We start from the raw sequence: 18,031 nt of genomic DNA, 5'->3' as shown, positions 1-18,031 counted from the left end.
GCAAGCACGTCCACTTCTATAACCCCTTCGGGTGGGCCATGAATTCCTCGATGATCTCGATAGGTGGCTTCACGTAGTCCGAGGTGCGGCTGATGCCGAGGCCGGTCAGGTTTTTCAGCTTTACGGCCATTTCCGCCAGCTTGACGACGATCGGGATGCCGTTGATCACCGGGGCGCCGTCGACACGGTGGTCATGGAGCTGGGAGAACAGAAGCATGGGGATGCCGCCACCGGGGATCAGCACATCGACGCCCTCCTCGACCAGCGGTCGTGCCTGCTCCTCGAACAAGGCCCTGACAGTCTCGAGCTTTTCTTCCGAGCCGAAGGCATCCAGGATCTGGCCGGGTTCGAACTGCATTGCATGCACGCCGGTCACCCGCTCCTTCAGGCCGTACTTGCCGATCTGGTGGTGAAACCAGGGGATGTAGCGCCTGTTGATCGTCACGATGCCGGAACGCTGGCCGAGCTGGCAGGCATGCAGCATCGATGCCTCGCCCATGCCGAGCACCGGAATGTCGACCACCGAGCGCGCCTCGTAGAGACCCGCATCCTGGAAGTGCCCGATGATGAAGGCGTCGTAGCCTTCCCGCTCCGCACGAACCGCGTTGCAGATCACTTCTCGAGCGCAGCGAAACTCGACGATGGCATGGGCGTAGGAATCATGCGGCGTGATCCCCTTGATGTCTATCTCGGTGCCGGGATCGATGATCTGGTCGAGATGCTTGCGCAGCTCGTCCCAGTAGCCCGCACCATGTTCGTAGTCGACGTAGCTTTGATACCAGATGCGCATTGTCAGTACCTGATCATGCTGGGCAGCCACAGGGCGATCTGCGGCCAAATGACGAGAAGCACGACGAGAAAGAGCGTGCATCCGATATAGGGCAGCGCCGCCCGGGCGACCTCGCCGATCGTGGTGCCCTTGGGTGCGACCCCGACCATGACGAACAGCAAAAGCCCAAACGGCGGCGTCACGAGGCTAAGTTCGAGCACCAGCAGCATGATGATGCCGAACCAAACGGCATCGAAGCCGGCGAGCGCCGAAAGCGGCATGAAGATCGGAAGCGTCAGCATCATGATCGAGAGTGGATCCATGAACATGCCGAGCACGATCAGCACCAGCACCATCAGCGTCAGCAGCACATAGGGCGATACGTCGAAGCCGGTGGCAAAGCCGATGAGCCCCTGCGAGGCGCCCGAGAAGGCGAGGATCTGCGAAAACGTCGTAGAGCCGACGATGATCATCAGCATCATCACCGAAACAGCGAGCGTGCCCTTCATCGACTTGACGACTGCTTCCCAGCTCAGCTTGCCGTAGAGCGCGGCAAGAACGATGACGGCAAGCGCCCCGAATGCCGCAGACTCCGTCGGTGTTGCCCAGCCAAGCAGGATCAGACCAACGACGGCGAAGACGACGATGCCCATCGGTGCCACATCGACGATGAGCGCGCGTGCGATCTCGCGTCCCGTGGCGCGCTTGGCTGCGTAGCCGGGTGCCGCCTCTGGATCGATGGCGATCTGCAGCCTGATCGTCAGCGCGAAAAGGAGCGCCAGCACGAGGCCCGGTATCAGGCCAGCGATCAGCAATGACCCCACGTCGATCCGCCCAAGCGAGCCGAGAAGAACGGCGAGCGATGATGGCGGGATGATCATAGCGAGGCCGCCTGTCGCGAGAATAGGCCCCATGATGATGTGCTTCTTGTAGCCCCGCTTGATCATGTCCGGCATCAGCGTGGTGCCGAGCATGGCGGCGTTGGCCATGGAGGAGCCGGACAGGGTCGCGAAGATCGTGCCGCCGCCGACGGTCAGATAGGCGAGCCGGCCTCGGATGTTGCCCATGCATTTGTCAAGCGCGTCGAAGACGCGGAACGCAAGCCCCGTGTGGAACAGCAGTTCGCCCATGATGAGAAAGAGCGGCACCGGAACGAGCGCGAAACTCGTGATCGAGGTCGTGGCGTTTGCGACCAGCTGATCGATGCCGACGATCCCGCCCATGAAGATCAGGACGCCGATGATGTTGATGACGAGAAAGGCGATTGCGACCGGCATGCCGATGAGCATCAGCGCAAGCAGGCCGCCGATCATGATCAGCGTGGCGTCATACCAAGGCATCATGTCAGTGTCCCCCGCCTGCGCCGCTATAGGTTTCGCCGCGCAGCAGAATGCGCAGGAACTCGATCGCCATTAAAAAGAAGCCTCCGCCCAGCATCGCGTAGAGCACCCAGGCCGGGATGTTGATCGAGCGCATGTCTACCGATCGTGTGGCGATCATCTCCATGCCGACGGCGGCCGATCGCCAGGTGAGAAGAGCAAGCGCAAGGATGCAGACCACCAGAACGAGGCGGCCCACAGCCACGCGCAAACCATCCGGAAGCTTGGCGACGAAGGAGCCGATCGCCACATGCCCGTTCTCGCGCACCAGCCAGGGCGCTGCCGCCATGGTGGCGAACAGCATGACATATTCGACGATCGCGCTCGTCGATTGGAACGGCCTGAAGCCGGTATTTCGCAGGATGACGTCGACGATGATCAACGCCGTGATGGCGGCGAGGCTGAGAGCCCCGAGAACCGCCAGGCCAACGATCAGCCGGTCATAGAATCTCATCATGGTCTTGGCGCCCGTTCCATTGGAAACGAAAGTCGGGCGAGGCGCTTGGCCCCGCCCGGTCATCCCATCACTCAGGATAGTAAGCCGAACGCAGCGCGTCGTAATGCTCGCTGCCGGCGGCCTGCATGCGCGCCCAGGCGCTTTCGAACGCCATGCGGCGGAACTCGGCCGCCTGCTCGTCCTCAAGCTCGACGACGGTCATGCCTTCCTCGCGCACGGTGGCATCCGTTTCGGAAATCACCTGCTGGAAGTTCTCATAGGACGTCTGCTCGTATTCGGCAGCCGCTTCCTCGATGATCGCCTTGGCCTCATCCGAGAGGCCTTCCCACTTTGCCGGGTTGATCACGACGGCGAGATCGGTCTGGAAGACGCCGGGATCGATACGGTAGCGCAGGAAGCGATCCCAGGAGAGATCCTTGATGCCGACGATCGGCCAGCCCGAACCATCGAAGGTGGAGCGTTCAAGGCCGGTGTAGACATCCGGCACCGGCACGGAAACCGGGATCGCGCCGATCTCTTCGAAGAAGGCGTTATAAATTGGCTGGGAACGAATGCGCAGGCCGGAAAGATCGACGCCGCCATCCTCGGTCCGCCGCGGCTCCTGGATCGTATAGACGTGGAACTCCACGCCGGTATCGAGATGTGCCAGAAGCTCGACGCCGAGCTTTTCACGGAAAGCCTGCTGCATGATCCCGAAGCCGCCATTCTCGCGCGCTTCCGCAGCCGTCACGGTCGAGCCCACCCAGGCATCGGCTTCCGGCATGGTGCCGAGATAGTAGGACGCCGGGCCGTATTGCATGTCGATCACGCCGCGGCGAACAGCGTCGACCTGCTGGTTCGGCGGAAACATTTCCGGACCGCCGGCATAGGTGATCTGGACGACGCCTTCGCCCTTCTCGTTCACCAGATCGACGAAGCCCTGAAAGCTCTGGGAAAAAGCCAAAGCCTGCGGGAAAGCGGAAATCGCCCGGATCTGCTCTTGCGCATGAGCGGCGTAAGCGCCGAGCGCAAGCATCGATGCGGTGGTCATGATGGCAAATTTGGTGTGCATTGTTTTCATGGTGAGTACCCTCTGTGGATCTTTGAACCAACTGCCGGCTTGTTACCGATCTGTCATGAATTGCCCGCGAGAACCGGAGGGCGAACAAGCCCTGAAGCTTCGAGGGATCGTAGGAAATCGGCCATGCGTTTCTGCCGGTAGGCAGCCACATCCATGCCCTCGTAATCGAAGAAGCCGGCACCGGTTTTCAATCCGATCCTGCCTTCTTCCATGTTGCGGCTGATGATCGCCGGCGGCGCGAAGCGCTCATCCTTGAAGGCGTCGCTCAGATAGTTCGAGGCGTAAAAGAGAATGTCGCCGCCGCCCCAGTCGATGAACTCCAGCAGGCCGAGGACGCCGAAGCGCAAGCCGAAGCCGTAGGTCACTGCCTTGTCGACATCCTCTGCGCTGGCAACGCCTTCCTCCACCAGCCGAGCCGCTTCGTTCATCGCCAGCGCCTGGATGCGCGGGACGATGTAACCGGGCGACGCCTTGCAGGTGATCGGCACCTTGCCGATGGATTCGAGAAACCCTCGCACGGCAGCGAGCGCCTCATCGGCCGTCTCGTCGGCCGGAGAGAGTTCGACCAGCGGCATCAGGAACGCCGGGTTCAGCCAGTGCGCGTTGAGGAAACGGCTCGGATACTGAGTGAATGCTGCCAGATGCGTCGACAGCATCGTCGATGTCGTGGAGGCGAGCGCGGCCCCCTCGTCGGCATTGGCATCGAAAACGGCAAAAGCATCACGCTTGGCTGCTTCGGTTTCCGGCACCGCTTCGAACACGATGGCGGCTTGTGCCAGCGCTTCTGAAGCCTGGTCGGACGGAAGCACCTTTACACGCGCCATGATCTCGCCGATGGCGGCTTTGTCGAAAGCGCCGAGCGACGCGATCGCCGCAAGTCCCGCTTCGATCTCGCCGAGCGTCTGCGCCTTCAGCTCTTCGAAGGCCGCAGCATCCCGCGGCTTGGCATCGAGCAGGCGGATATCATGCCCGGCATAGGCGACGCACTGCGCGATGCCGCGTCCCATGCGGCCGGCGCCGATACAGGCGATGATCTCCCCGGCCATCAGAGGCCGTCCTGCAGCATGGACTGGACCTCGGCGGGGCTTCTGTCGGCAAGTCCGATGCTCTCCATCGTTCGGCCATGCGCGCGGAAATCCTGTTCCGCGACTGCACCGGCGATCGCGAGAAGGCCCTTGGCGACCGGACACGGCACCCCGGCCCAATCACCGACCGACACGAGGAAGGCGAGCCCGAGACCAACATCCTCGGTCATGTAGCGATGGTTCTTGAGATCGAGCGTTTCGTGCCAGTCGCCCGAACCGACCAGCTTGTCATGGGCAAGGTTGCCGTACATCCAGTCGCTGGTTTCGTAGTGATCGGCGAGCGGGAAGTGCGGTGCGCCATAGCCGAGCTTTTCGCGGATCGCGATGCGCTCATTGTCGAGTGCGGCATGCGTGCGGCGGATCGCCGGCTGCGTGCCCTCGTTATGAATGTCCCACTTGTCGAAATGCTCGATCGGTCCGGCATTCATCAAGATCAGCGGCGGATGAATGATCGGTCCGGCATTCATCAAAGCGCCGGAGAGCGCGTCTTCCACCCGCTCGATCGCTCCGGGGAATGCAGCCGAGATGATCTCGATGGCCTCGTCCGTCTTGCGGGCCGGCAGAACGCCGGTCGGCAGGCGCGAGGCGCGCGTCGTGATGCGAACCTCAAGCGCATTCTGTTTGCGGCAAAGCCAGGGCAGCGTGCCGGTTTCGGCAATTGCGATATCGGCCGTCGAGCCCGCATCGCGGATGCGCTTCATCATGATGTAGGACCCGAAGGTGCCTGGTGGCAGATAGATCACCTGTCCGTCGACCAGGTGCGATGCCAGCGCATCGGCCATGTCGGCCTGGGCAAATGCCGGCGTCGGCGCAACGATCAAGGCCGCGCCTTCGAGCGCTGCGCCGAGATCGTCGGTGGGAGATACGGGCACCTGCCGGCTGCCCTTGTGGTCGGTGACAGTAATCGCGCCCGCCGCGGCAATATCGGAAAAGCTCGATGCTTCGCGACGCCACCACGCGACCTCGTGGCCCGCTTCGGTGAAATCGGCCACCGCAGCATAGGACCCGTTGCCCCCACCCAGAACCGCAATCTTCATAAACGCACTCCCTGCTTCTGAACGTCTGGAACGAAGCTTTTCGCTTCGAATATCCTCGGCGTGGCCGCTGCGGTTCTGCGCATCGGCCTCACCGCTCCTCGTCGATTGTCGGGGCAGACGGCCGATCTCCGGCACGGGCTTCCGGTCCGTGCAGATCGATGATGCGCGCCAGCACACCCTTCAGGATCTCCGCCTGATCCGGCGAAATCTGTTCGATGATCCCCGCCTCGTGCGCACGGGCCTCCGTGATGAGCTCAGCGGCGAGCTTCCTGCCCTTCTTGGTGAGGTAGACCCTCACACGCCGACGATCGCGCTGGTCGCTGCGCCGGCTCACCAGGTCCTTCTCGGCCATCTGATCAATGATCTTCGTCAGCCGCGACTGTTCCATCAGCGCCAGCGCAGCGAGTTGGGTCACCATCTGCCCTTCCTCGTCGGCGAGGCAGGCCAGGACGCGCCACTCGGGCACGCGCACGCCGCGGGCTCGGATCAGGGCATGGAATTCTGTTGACACGCCATCGCTGGCTGCGGCGAGCAGATAGAGGAGATAATTGCGGACAAAGCCCCGATCGGCAGGCTTTGCGGGTTCGGCGACAAGGTCTGAAGCGCGCTTTGTTGCAGTCATTGGATGCTCACATCGATTGCGGGATGATGAGCGCCAGACCTGGCACAAAAATCAAAAGAGCAAGACGCACGATGTCGACTGCGACGAAGGGAACCACACCGGCATAGATGCGCTCGATCGGGACTTCGGGTGCGACCGAGCGCATGACGAAGATATTCATCCCGATCGGCGGCGTGATGTAGGAAAGCTCCGTCGCGATCACCACGAAGATGCCGAACCAGATGGGATCGAAGCCGAGCCCAACTACGATCGGAAAGAAGATCGGCACCGTCAGCGTCACCATCGACAGGCTTTCCAGGAGACAGCCGAGGATCAAGTAGATGATGACGATCGAGAAGATGACCTGATAGGGCCCGACACCGAGAAGGTTGATCCACTCGCGCAGATCCGTCGTGAGGCCGGAAAAGTTCACGTAGTTCAGGAAGAACAGCGCTCCGAACAGGATGAAGAACATCACTGCCGTGGTCTTGGCCGTATCGAAGAGTGTGGCGAGCGTGTCGCGCAGCGTCAACCGGCCCCGGGCGGCGGTCAACAGGAAAGCTCCGCCGGCACCCATGCCTGCGGCCTCGGTGGCCGTGAAGGCGCCGACATAGATGCCGCCCAAGACGAACACGAACAGAGCCAGCGCCCAGAAGACGCCTTTCAGCGCACGGAAACGCTCGATCAACGGCAGCTTCGGCTGAACCGCCAGCTCTTCCTTGTACATCACCAGCGAAAGCCGCACGGCGAAGATGTAGAAAACGATACCGACGAGCCCGGGAAGCAGGCCGGCCAGAAACAGCATGCCGATGTTCTGCTGCGTCAGGATCCCGTAAATGACAAGAATGACCGACGGGGGAATGAGAATGCCGAGCGTTCCGCCGGATGCGATCGAAGAGGACGCAAGGCGATCAGAATATCCGAAGCGGCGCATCTCGGGCAGCGCGATGCGCGCCATCGTGGCTGTCGTAGCAAGCGACGAGCCGCACACCGACGAGAACCCGCCGCAGGCGACGATCGTCGCCATCGCAAGTCCACCCTTCCTGTGGCCGAGCCAGGCATTGGCGGCTTTGAAGAGCTCCGCCGCGACGCCCGATTGGACGACCAGATTGCCCATCAGGAGGAACAGCGGAACAACGGACAGCGTGTAGCTGCGGCCGCCATCGAAATAGGTCTGCCCGATGAGGGAGAGCGTCGGCGTCCAGCCGATGATCGAGGCGACCCCGACGAGGCCCACGCCCGCCATGGCGAAAGCGATCGGCACACCACAGAAAATGAGACCCAGGAGCAGGGCAACGCCGATCGGCCAATCCATTATACGGCCCCCTCTCGGCCTTTGGACAACCGCATGACGGCCATCACGAAGGTGACGACGGAACAGGCGCCGGCGATGATCGCGGCAGCCTTTGAAAAGGGCCCGATCGGCGCGCGCAGATAGACCGTGACCTCGTTGTAGCTTGCGAGCTGGCTGCCGTGCTTCCAGAGCTGCCATGCGATGATGGCAAGTACGACGCTCACGAAAAGCCGCGCGATCAGAAGCTGCGCGATCTCGGCCCAGCCCTTGAGCCTCGATGTGATGAGATCGACGGAGATGTGCCCGTCATCGAGACAGACGGCCGGCAGCCCGCAGAAGATGATCGCCATCAGCAGGAGCTCCGTATATTCGGATGCACCCGGCAACGGACTGGACAGGAAATAGCGCCCGACGACATCGATCACCGTGACGCATGTCAGGGCGACCAGCAGCGCTCCGCAGAGCACTGCCGTAATCATGCGCAATCCCCGCCGAGCCCTTGTGAAGAAGGCCTCGGGAGCGGGTGTCATCACTCGCTCGCGACTGCTTGCACTTCGGTTTCGAGCTTGGAGAGGATGGCGTCGAAATCGACGTTCTTGGCCTCGTAATTGGCCTTGATGCCATCGAAGATCGGCTGCGCTGCCGTTCGCAACTCCTCGACCTCTTCCTCGGTCGCGTCATGGAACGTGACCGTTTCACCGATCACTTCCATGCCGGCCGCATCCGCCGCATCCCAGGCCTGACCGGCCAGGCGGGCGAAAGCCTCACCGGAAATCTCTTCGATCGCCGCCTGGTCTTCGGCAGACAGGCTGTCGAACTTCGCCTGGTTCATGACGAAGAAGAACGAGACGTTGTAGAGCCCGCCGGGCACGCGAAGCGCCGTATCGACCAGGCTCTCGAGCTTGAAGAAGGGGATCGATTCCACCGGGAAGAAAATGCCGTCGGCAACGCCACCGGACAGGATTTCGTAGGACTGCGGCGAAGGCGCCTGGATCGACACCATGCCGAGCCCCTCGGCGAGCACGTTGGTGATGTTGCCGGCAACGCGCACCTTCTGGCCGGAAAGACCTGAGATCGGCGTGACCGGCTGGCCCTTGGTGAAGAGCATGCCCGGGCCATGCGCGAAGACACCGAGCACCTTGGTTCCGCGATGTTCGTCCGCGGCGGCAAGATCGCTTTCGTAGACGCGCTGGAACGCGACGGAAAGGCTTTCCGACGTGTCGGCGATGAACGGCAGCTCGGCGATTTCGGTCAGCGCGAAGCGGCCCGGCGTATAAGAGTGGACACCGAAGGTGAGATCGGCGACGCCGTTGGCGGCCAAGTCGAAATGGGCGGGCGGCGGCCCGAGCGGCGCATCGAGAATCTGAACGCTCACGCGTCCGTCCGTCGCTTCCTCAAGCTGCTCCGCCCACGGGATCATCATGTCCTTGACGATCGGGTGAGAGGTCGGAAGCCAGTTTGACATGCGAAGGACAGTCTCTTGCGCCGACGCGGAAACGCTGAGCGCAAGCAGCGATATAGATGCATATGCAAGTTTCTTGAGCATGGCGGTCACCGTGGTTCCCCTTGTTATCGGACGCCTTACAAACGAAATGCTGACACAGGTTTTCGATCCCTTCAAGCTTGAAAAGATGAAATTGCATAAGTTCATGCCTGAAGGTTGACAGGTGAAAACATGATAATTCATATTCTTTCAGTCGACGCTGCGAGTGCCGCCGACGAGATGGCCGAAGCCGAAAGCGGAGGTACTGCGCATGTCGCAACTGCGGCTGAAAGTTTCTTCTGTTGAAGCGCTGACGGACAAGATCCGGGCGGTCACGCTGACATCCGCCGATGGCCGCAAGCTTCCCGGATACCAAGCCGGCGCTCATATCAAGATCACGCTCCCGACCGGTGGCGAGCGCCACTACTCGCTGATCAATTCCGATGCCGAGACAGACCCTTCCCACGGTACGGACAGCTATCGGCTTGGCATTCTGAAGGAAGCGGCCAGCAAGGGCGGCTCGCTGTTCATGCATGCGCTTGCGCCAGGCGACACGATCGAAACATCGGCCCCAAAGAACGATTTCGCCCTCGCCTCGCATGACGGTCCGGCCATCCTGCTGGCAGGGGGGATCGGTGTCACGCCGATGATTTCGATGGCGGCCGAACTGCAGCGGTCGGGCCGACCGTTCGAATTCCACTATTCCGGCCGATCACGTCCGCTGATGGCATTCGTCGATGAGATCGAAGCGGCTTGCGGTGACGCACTGAAGGTTTATTGCGACGACGAGGCGGAACGCTGTCTCGACCTTGCCGGTCTCATCGAACGAGCGCCGGCCGATGCCCATTTCTACGTCTGCGGGCCCCGCGGCATGATCGAAGCCGCACGCGAACGCGCGCTCGCCAAGGGGTTCGACAAGGAGCGCGTGCATTTCGAACTGTTCGACCAGCCGGAGGAGCAGGCCGGCGACCAGCTCTTCGAAGTTGAAGTGAAGTCGACCGGCGAAATTTTCACCGTTGCACCCGGCCGGACGATCATCGAGGTTCTGGAAGAAGGCGGCGTCGATCTCGTCTATGACTGCCAGCGCGGCGATTGCGGCATCTGCCAGACCACCGTGCTCGAAGGTGTTCCGGACCACAGGGATGTCATTCTGACCGACGAGGAGCGGGCGGCCAACGACGTGATGCAAATTTGCGTATCGCGCTCGAAGACCCCTCGCCTCGTGCTCGATCTCTAGGAGGAAGTTCATGAGCCGCCATGCCAATGACCGCTCCGCCATCGCCGCCCTGGTGCGTCCGACGGAAGTTCACCGTGACATCTACATCGACGAGGATGTCTTCCAACTCGAGATGAAGCATCTCTTCGCCAATTGCTGGGTGTTCGTCGGCCATGACAGCCAGACACCGAACAAGGGCGATTATTTCACGACCGAGATCGGCACGCAGCCTGTCATCATGGTGCGCCATTCGGACGATGAGATCTACGTCCTGCACAATCGTTGTCCGCACAAGGGCACCAAGATCGCCATCGACCGCGCCGGCAACACCGGCAAGTTCTTCCGCTGCCCCTACCATGCATGGTCGTTCAAGACGAATGGCTGCCTGCTCGCGATACCGCTGCGCAAGGGCTATAAGGACACCGGGCTCGAAGAGAGCGAAAGTGTCAAGGGCATGGCGCCCGTCGGCGCCGTCAAGAACTACCGCGGCTTCGTCTTCGCCCGGCTTGCGCCGGAAGGCGTGTCGTTCGAGGATTTCTTCGGCTCATCCTTGAGCTCGATCGACAACATGGTTGACCGTTCACCAGCCGGGCGGCTCGAAGTGGCCGGCCCGCCTTTACGCTACATGCACCGCTGCAACTGGAAGATGCTGGTCGAGAACCAGACGGACACCTGCCACCCCATGGTCGCCCACGAAAGCTCCGCCGGCACGGCGATCAAGCTGTGGGAAGAGATGGAAAAGCCTGAAGGCACGAAAAAGCCGATGGCCATGGAGGTCATCGCGCCCTTCATGTCGTCATACGAATTCTTCGAGAACATGGGCATCCGCACCTGGCCGAACGGGCACGGCCATACCGGTGTGCACCATTCGATCCACTCCGACTATTCCGCGATCCCGGGCTATTTCGAGCAGATGTGTGAAGCCTATGGCGAAGACCGCGCGCGGGAAATCCTGGGGGAAAACCGGCACAACACGGTCTATTTCCCAAACATCATGATCAAGGGCCCGATCCAGCAACTCAGGCTCTTCAAGCCGATCTCGGCGAACAAGACGCTGGTGGAAAGCTATATCTACCGGCTCGTCGATGCGCCCGACATGCTCCTCCAGCGCACGGCCATGTACAACCGACTGATCAACGCCCCCACCTCGATGGTCGGCCACGACGATCTGGAAATGTACGAGCGCGCGCAGGAGGGGCTGCATTCGGACGGTCTCGAATGGGTCAATGTCCAGCGTCTCTATCAGCCGGGCGAGAGCTTCGAACAGGAGGCAATCGAGAACGGCACCACCGAGCGCCAGATGCGCAATCAGTTCGACGCCTGGACGAAATACATGACGATGACGATGGACGAGGCCGCCCGATGAGTGCGCCAAGCAAGGACGATCTCATCGATTTCATCTACGAAGAAGCCCGAATGCTCGACGATGGGCGGTTCGACGAGTGGCTAGATCTCTGGACGCCCCACGGCATCTACTGGATGCCGCTCGAATACGACCAGCAGGACGAAAACCTCGTCACGTCGCTGCTGCATGAGGATTTCTTCATGATCAAGCTGCGGGTCGAGCGCTTCAAGGGCGAGCGCACCTTCTCGCAGAAGCCGAAGACCCGCTGCCACCATGTCATCCAGCGTCCCTTCGTCGACAGGCTCGACGTGGACGCCGGCGAATTCGTCACCCACACGGCGTTTCACTATGTCGAGACGCGGCTGGACGACCAGACGCTTCTAGCCGCCAATGCCCGGCACGATCTGGTGCTGGTGGACGGCAAGCTGAAGATCAAGCGCAAGCGCGTCGATCTGCTGAATTCCGACGCCGCCTTCGGCAACATCCAGATGTTTCTGTAGAAAACGCCATGATCGAGATCGCGCCGCACGCCACAGTCTTCACCGCACTCCGGTCTGCCGCAGAACGCTGGCCCGACCGCCCGTTCCTGAATGTGCTCGAAGAGACGGCACGCATCTACGGCATCGATTCGCGTGAATGGACCTACGCCGAAGCTCTGGGTGAAGTGGAACGTCTACGCGATGCCTATGCCGCTGCCGGCTATACAGCAGGTGGTCGCGTCATGCTGCTCATGGAGAACCGACCGGCCTTCTTCCTGCACTGGTTTGCGTTGAATGCGCTGGGTCTGTCGGTCGTGCCGGTCAATCCAGACCTTCAGTCTTCCGAACTCGAATACATGGCCGGACATGCCGAGCCGGTTCTGGCCGTCGCGATCCCCGCACGCATTGCCGACCTGGAAAGGGCCTCTTTGGCGTCTGGCGTCGGTTTTCCGGTGATCGCCCCCGACGCGACACCTCCGGCACTGTCTGCCGAGCTTGCGCGGAGGGTCGATACTCCAAACGGAGCCCCGCTGCGGCACGAAGCGGCGATGCTTTACACGTCCGGCACGACCGGCAAGCCGAAAGGCTGCGTGCTCTCCAACCTCTACTTCCTCGCCGCCGGACGCTGGTACGCCGAAGCCGGTGGGCTTTGCACGCTGCGCGAAGACGGCGAGCGGATGATCACGCCGCTGCCGATCTTCCATATGAACGCGATGGCCTATTCGCTGATGGCGATGATCGGTGTCGGCGGTTGCCTGACGGCGCTCGATCGTTTTCATCCGAAAAGCTGGTGGCAGAGCGTGCGTCAGTCTCGCGCGACCTGCCTGCACTATCTTGGCGTCATGCCCTCAATCCTCATGAAGGCCGAACCGGCTGATACCGACCGAGATCACGATGTCCGCTTCGGCTTCGGTGCCGGCATCGATCCCAAACTGCACGGCTTGTTCGAAGATCGCTTCGGCATCCCGCTTGTCGAAGCCTGGGCCATGACCGAGACCGGCGCGGGCGCCGTGATCGCTGCCAATGTCGAGCCACGCAAGCGTGGAACGAGTTGCCTTGGCCAACCACGTGGCGGCGTGGAAGCGCGCATTGTCGACGCTGACGGTCACGACGCTGCAGCCAACGAACCGGGCGAACTCCTGGTCCGGCACGCCGGCGACGATCCCCGCTACGGCTTTTTCTCCGAGTACTATAAGAACCCGGAAGCGACGGCCGAAGCGTGGGCGGACGGCTGGTTCCACACGGGCGACATCGTTCGGCGTGACGAAGATGGCGACTTCTTCTTCGTCGACCGCAAGAAAAACGTTATCCGTCGATCAGGCGAAAACATCGCCGCCGTCGAGGTGGAATCGATCCTGATGCAGCACCCGGATATCAAGGCAGCAGCGGCGGCCGCCGCACCGGACGATATTCGCGGGGACGAGGTATTTGCCTGTCTGGTCGTTGACGGCGATCGCACGGATGCAAAGGCACGTGCCATCGTCGCCTGGTGTCTGGAGCGTGTCGCCTATTACAAAGTGCCCGGCTACATTGCTTTCCTCGATGCCCTGCCGCTGACGGCAACGCAAAAGATCCAGCGCGGCGAGTTGAAGACGCTCGTGCCGCAGCTCATGACGGATCCGGCAACGGTCGACACGCGGTCCATGAAAAAGCGGCAGGCTGCCTGATGGCGCGTGCGCGGCAAGCCTATGATGGCGTGGTGCTCGCCGCTCCAACCACGATTCCATATCAACGCTTCTCAACCGACACGGCGCATTGGTGGATCGCCCGCGCGCTTGCGGAATGCCTGAAGACCGCAGGCATACGGCCTGCCGAACTCGATGGTTTCGCCGTGTCGAGCTTCAGCCTTTTTCCCGATACCGCGGTCGGACTGACCCAGCATCTTGGGCTCACGCCACGGTGGCTCGACCACATCCCCATGGGTGGCGCCAGCGGGATCGCGGCCCTTCGGCGTGCAGCGCGCGCCGTGCAAGCGGGTGACGTCGATGTGGTCGCCTGTGTTGCCGGCGACACGAACCAGGTCGACAGTTTCCGCCGCATGCTCTCGAGCTTCTCGCGCTTTGCGCAGGATGCCTCCTACCCATACGGCGCCGGCGGCCCCAACGCGTCCTTCGCTTTGCTGACCGACCACTACATGCGGAAATTCGGGGCGACGCGCGAGGATTTCGGCCGCATCTGCGTGGCGCAGCGCGATAATGCGCTGAAGAACCCGCACGCCGTGATGAAAGCGCCGCTGACCATTGACCAGTATCTTTCGGCGCGGATGATCTCCGACCCGATCGCCCTCTTCGACTGCGTGATGCCTGTCGCAGGCTCGGAAGCATTCCTCGTGATGCGCGAGGACGATGCCCGCGCTGCCGGTCTGCCTCACGCGCATATCCGCTCCACCATCGAACGGCACAATGCTTATCCCGAGGATGCCATCCAGATGCGTGGCGGCTGGGCGATGGACATCGGTGAGCTCTACGCCTTGGCGGATGCCAAACCTAGCGATATCGATCTTCTGCAGACCTATGACGACTATCCCGTGATCTCGATGATGCAGTTCGAGGATCTGGGTTTTTGCGCAAAGGGGGAAGGCCCCGAATTCGTGCGCGGCAAGGATCTCACCATCGGCGGCGACTTTCCGCACAACACCTCCGGCGGCCAGCTCTCGGCCGGCCAGGCGGGCGCGGCCGGCGGCTATATCGGTCTCGTCGAAGCAATCCGACAGGTCACCAGCACGGCCGGCCCGACGCAGGTGGCCGGCGCGAAAACCGCGATGGTCTCTGGTTTCGGCATGATCAATTACGACCGCGGCGTCTGCTCCAATGCCGCGATCATCTCGGGAGCGGGTGCATGACCGATCCGCTCTCGCCGCCACCAAAGAAAGACCCGCAACAGCGCACGCGCGTTCCGGCGCTGCCATCCGGCATGCGCAGCCGTGCCGCGCTCGGGCTGGCGGTCGCGGCCGCGGAAGGCCGGTTCATGCTGCAGGGCTGCGAAGCCTGCGGCGCGCTGCAATATCCGCCGCGCGACGCCTGCTCGACATGCCTTTCCGTCGACCTCAAATGGCGGGACGTCGAGCCGACCGGTCAGCTGATCGCGGAGACGACGGTTCGAACCTCGACCAGTGTCTATTTCCGTGAGCGGACGCCGTGGCGCATCGGCTCGGTGAAACTCGATGCAGGGCCATCGGTGATGGCGCATGTGCACGGTGATGTCGCGCGCGAAGCGGCCGTGCGGCTCATCAATCGCCTCGACAAATCAGGCCAGGGCGTCTTATTCGCTCTGCCCGTGGACGGGAGTGCCAACATGGCGGACGATCCTCAATTGCGCGAACTGACCGCCGATCCGAAATTCCGCCGCGTGCTCATCACCGATGCGCGCAACGAGAATTCGGTGGCGCTCGCCAAGGCGTTTGCGGATGCGGGTGCCGCGACCATCTTCGTCGGCCAGCCGGAAGGCTGGCGCCCCTACCCGCATCGCGCGGCACTTGCGGCCATCGCCAATGTCGCGATCGTTCCGCTCGATGTCACCGACACCCGGTCCGTGACCGAACTTGCCGGCGAGATCGGCGGCAAGACTGACATCCTCGTCAACAATGCACGCTTCATCCGCCCGGGCGGGATTATGGATCGCGGCGACACCGTCTTCGCCCGCGACGAGTTCGAGACCAACGTGCTCGGCCTGATGCGGCTGGCACAAGCCTTCGGCCCCGCCATGCGGAACCGAGGCGCCGACGGCGTCAACAGCGCTGCCGCCTGGGTCAACATCTTGTCCGTGTATGCCTACGCCAACATGCCGGCCTATGGTGTGTTCTCGGCGTCCAACGCCGCTGCGCTGTCGCTGTCTCAATGCCTGCGGGCGGAGATGGCGCCGGGTGGCGTGCGCGTCCTCAATGTCTATACCGGCCCCACCGAGGACGAATGGCACCAGCCACTGCCGCCCCCCAAGGTCGCGCCATCCGCGCTTGCGCGATCCGTCGTGGCAGGCCTGAAGGACGGGCTGGAGGACGTCTATGTCGGCGACGTGGCCAAGGATCTGATCGAGCGCTGGCGCCAGGGTCCGAAGCTCCTGGAACGCGAGATGATTGCCGAGGCGGGAGAAGGCCGATGAACGCGGTCGATCTCAAGAGCGCCGATCTGCTGGCGCAGATGGCGGGCGCCATCGCTTCGGGCAGCATCGAGGTGGTGGATCTCACCCACACACTGGACCAGGACTTTCCAGTAATCATCCTGCCGCCGGAATTCGGCCAATGTGCCCGCTTTCGCATGGAGGAAATTTCCGCCTACGACCATCGCGGTCCGGCGTGGAAGTGGCACAATATCAGCCTGTGCGAGCATACCGGCACGCATTTCGATGCGCCGTCGCACTGGATCTCCGGCCGCGACATCCCGAACGGCAATGTCGACGAAATCCCGGTCAATCGCTTCGTCGGTCCGGTCTGCGTGATCGATTGCTCGGCGGGCGCGCGTGAGAACGAAGACTTCGAGCTGACGCCCGAGATCATCCTCGATTGGGAAAAGTCCCATGGCCCCATCCCGGCCGATTCGTGGGTGCTGATGCGCACGGACTGGTCGAAACGGCGCGGTGCCGATTATCTCAACATGCGCGATGACGGTCCCCATTCGCCTGGCCCGACACCCGACGCGATCAGGCTTCTGGTCGATGAACGTGGCATCCGCGGCTTCGGCACGGAGACGGTGGGCACGGACGCTGGCCAGGGCATGCATTATACGCCGCCCTACCCCGCGCACTTCATTCTGCATGGCGCCGGTCGCTACGGGCTGCAATGCCTCAACAATCTCGACCGCCTGCCGCCGACCGGCGCGGTGATCGTGGCGACCCCGCTCAAAATCAAAAAGGGCACGGGCAGCCCGCTGCGCGTCATCGCGCTCGTTCCGGGAAAAGATGCATGAGCAAGCCTCAGTTCACGGCGGTCATCACTGGCGGCAACAAGGGCATCGGCGCCGATCTCGCCGATCGTCTTCTGGGACAGGGCTATAATGTCGTGTCGGTTGCACGCCGAGCGCCGGAGAAAACACATGACCGGCTGTTTTCAGTCGAGGCCGATCTTCTCGATGCGGACGCGGTGAGACAGGCGGCCGCGGCGATCGCGAAGGACCACCACGTTACACATCTGATCCACAATGCCGGCCTCATCTGGCCGAACCTGATCGAGGATGCGAAGCCGGAGGACATCACCGGTCTCGCGCAGCTTCATCTGGGATCGGCGCTGACCCTGCTTCAGGCGTTTTTGCCGGCAATGAAGGAACAACACTTCGGCCGCGTGATGTTCAATGCTTCGCGCGCCGCCCTTGGCGCACCTACGCGCACGGCCTACAGCGCCTCCAAGGCCGGCATGATCGGCATGGCGCGCACCTGGGCGCTGGAATTGGCCAAACACGGCATCACAGTCAACGTCGTCGCACCGGGCCCCATCCTGACCGACAATTTCTGGGGCATCATCCCCAAGGACAGCGACCGCGAGGCGGAACTTGCCACAAAGATCCCCGTCGGCCGCCTCGGCACGGTGGAGGATGTGACCAATGCATTTCTCTTCTTCTGCGATCCGAAATCGAGCTTCGTGACCGGCCAGACACTCTATGTCTGCGGCGGCGCTAGCGTCGGTGGTTCGATCCTTTAAACGACCGCCACTGAAACGCATCGCTTTGTTCCACTTCATTTGAGGCGAGCGTTGTCCGAAAACGCTGACGATCCCCACATTTTTAGGCATCGCCTTAAGGTGTTTTAGATACGCCTGTTGTACGTTGACGTTGGATCGACCGGCCACATCGTGCCGGCGGCATCAGGCCATTCGGTCCACGCCGTTGAATACGGCAT

At 62.2% G+C, this 18,031-nt stretch carries 18 protein-coding genes; 8 read left to right on the top strand and 10 right to left on the bottom strand.

What is annotated here, in order from left to right; genetic code table 11:
* Positions 1-16: 16 nt before the first annotated feature.
* From D5400_RS07995 to D5400_RS07950, 10 genes are all read right to left on the bottom strand, one after another.
* Complete coding sequence (locus D5400_RS07995) at positions 17-790, bottom strand: aspartate/glutamate racemase family protein (protein WP_126009317.1); 774 nt, start codon at positions 788-790, stop codon at positions 17-19.
* 2 nt (positions 791-792) lie between these two features.
* Positions 793-2,109: a TRAP transporter large permease gene (locus D5400_RS07990; protein WP_126012943.1), complete on the bottom strand. Its 1,317-nt coding sequence runs from the start codon at positions 2,107-2,109 to the stop codon at positions 793-795.
* 4 nt (positions 2,110-2,113) lie between these two features.
* On the bottom strand, positions 2,114-2,605 hold the full coding sequence (locus D5400_RS07985; RefSeq protein ID WP_126009315.1) for a TRAP transporter small permease: 492 nt from the start codon (positions 2,603-2,605) through the stop codon (positions 2,114-2,116).
* Positions 2,606-2,672: 67 nt separating this feature from the next.
* Complete coding sequence (gene dctP / locus D5400_RS07980) at positions 2,673-3,665, bottom strand: TRAP transporter substrate-binding protein DctP (RefSeq protein ID WP_126009312.1); 993 nt, start codon at positions 3,663-3,665, stop codon at positions 2,673-2,675.
* 53 nt (positions 3,666-3,718) lie between these two features.
* Positions 3,719-4,711 carry a 3-hydroxybutyryl-CoA dehydrogenase gene (locus D5400_RS07975; RefSeq protein WP_126009310.1) on the bottom strand — a complete coding sequence of 331 codons (993 nt, stop codon included), beginning with the start codon at positions 4,709-4,711 and terminating at the stop codon, positions 3,719-3,721.
* Positions 4,711-5,787, bottom strand: a complete 1,077-nt coding sequence (locus D5400_RS07970) for an NAD/NADP-dependent octopine/nopaline dehydrogenase family protein (protein ID WP_126009307.1) — start codon at positions 5,785-5,787, stop codon at positions 4,711-4,713. The genes D5400_RS07975 and D5400_RS07970 overlap by 1 nt, the downstream gene beginning before the upstream one ends.
* Positions 5,788-5,875: 88 nt before the next feature.
* Complete coding sequence (locus D5400_RS07965) at positions 5,876-6,409, bottom strand: MarR family winged helix-turn-helix transcriptional regulator (RefSeq protein WP_126009304.1); 534 nt, start codon at positions 6,407-6,409, stop codon at positions 5,876-5,878.
* Between the two features lie 7 nt (positions 6,410-6,416).
* The gene (locus D5400_RS07960) at positions 6,417-7,703 is read right to left on the bottom strand and encodes a TRAP transporter large permease (protein ID WP_126009302.1); all 1,287 of its coding nucleotides are present in this window, start codon (positions 7,701-7,703) and stop codon (positions 6,417-6,419) included.
* On the bottom strand, positions 7,703-8,161 hold the full coding sequence (locus tag D5400_RS07955) for a TRAP transporter small permease (RefSeq protein WP_245451479.1): 459 nt from the start codon (positions 8,159-8,161) through the stop codon (positions 7,703-7,705). The genes D5400_RS07960 and D5400_RS07955 overlap by 1 nt, the downstream gene beginning before the upstream one ends.
* 50 nt (positions 8,162-8,211) lie before the next feature.
* Positions 8,212-9,147 (bottom strand): TRAP transporter substrate-binding protein, encoded by a 936-nt coding sequence (locus tag D5400_RS07950; RefSeq protein WP_126009297.1) that lies wholly within the window; start codon positions 9,145-9,147, stop codon positions 8,212-8,214.
* 289 nt (positions 9,148-9,436) lie between these two features.
* On the opposite strand from D5400_RS07950, the gene D5400_RS07945 reads away from it, so the two are divergent.
* The 8 genes from D5400_RS07945 to D5400_RS07910 are packed head-to-tail and all read left to right on the top strand — an operon-like array spanning position 9,437 to position 17,834.
* On the top strand, positions 9,437-10,402 hold the full coding sequence (locus tag D5400_RS07945; protein WP_126009295.1) for a PDR/VanB family oxidoreductase: 966 nt from the start codon (positions 9,437-9,439) through the stop codon (positions 10,400-10,402).
* A gap of 10 nt (positions 10,403-10,412) precedes the next feature.
* The gene (locus D5400_RS07940; RefSeq protein ID WP_126009293.1) at positions 10,413-11,747 is read left to right on the top strand and encodes an aromatic ring-hydroxylating dioxygenase subunit alpha; all 1,335 of its coding nucleotides are present in this window, start codon (positions 10,413-10,415) and stop codon (positions 11,745-11,747) included.
* Positions 11,744-12,226, top strand: coding sequence for an aromatic-ring-hydroxylating dioxygenase subunit beta (locus D5400_RS07935; protein ID WP_126009291.1), 483 nt, complete (start codon positions 11,744-11,746; stop codon positions 12,224-12,226). Before D5400_RS07940 ends, D5400_RS07935 begins: the two co-directional genes overlap by 4 nt.
* Positions 12,227-12,234: 8 nt before the next feature.
* Positions 12,235-13,872, top strand: coding sequence for an AMP-binding protein (locus tag D5400_RS07930; protein ID WP_126009289.1), 1,638 nt, complete (start codon positions 12,235-12,237; stop codon positions 13,870-13,872).
* A complete protein-coding gene (locus D5400_RS07925) occupies positions 13,872-15,047 on the top strand; it encodes a thiolase family protein (RefSeq protein WP_126009287.1) in 1,176 nt (391 codons plus the stop codon). Before D5400_RS07930 ends, D5400_RS07925 begins: the two co-directional genes overlap by 1 nt.
* A complete protein-coding gene (locus tag D5400_RS07920) occupies positions 15,044-16,303 on the top strand; it encodes an SDR family NAD(P)-dependent oxidoreductase (protein ID WP_126009285.1) in 1,260 nt (419 codons plus the stop codon). The genes D5400_RS07925 and D5400_RS07920 overlap by 4 nt, the downstream gene beginning before the upstream one ends.
* A complete protein-coding gene (locus D5400_RS07915) occupies positions 16,300-17,106 on the top strand; it encodes a cyclase family protein (protein WP_126009283.1) in 807 nt (268 codons plus the stop codon). The genes D5400_RS07920 and D5400_RS07915 overlap by 4 nt, the downstream gene beginning before the upstream one ends.
* The gene (locus tag D5400_RS07910; protein WP_126009281.1) at positions 17,103-17,834 is read left to right on the top strand and encodes an SDR family NAD(P)-dependent oxidoreductase; all 732 of its coding nucleotides are present in this window, start codon (positions 17,103-17,105) and stop codon (positions 17,832-17,834) included. The genes D5400_RS07915 and D5400_RS07910 overlap by 4 nt, the downstream gene beginning before the upstream one ends.
* Positions 17,835-18,031: the final 197 nt, after the last annotated feature.

The organism is Georhizobium profundi (assembly GCF_003952725.1).
In the GTDB taxonomy this organism is placed as follows: Bacteria; Pseudomonadota; Alphaproteobacteria; order Rhizobiales; family Rhizobiaceae; genus Georhizobium; species Georhizobium profundi.
The sequence above is the reverse complement of the archived record's forward strand: the minus strand, read 5'-3'. Positions and strand labels throughout refer to the sequence as shown.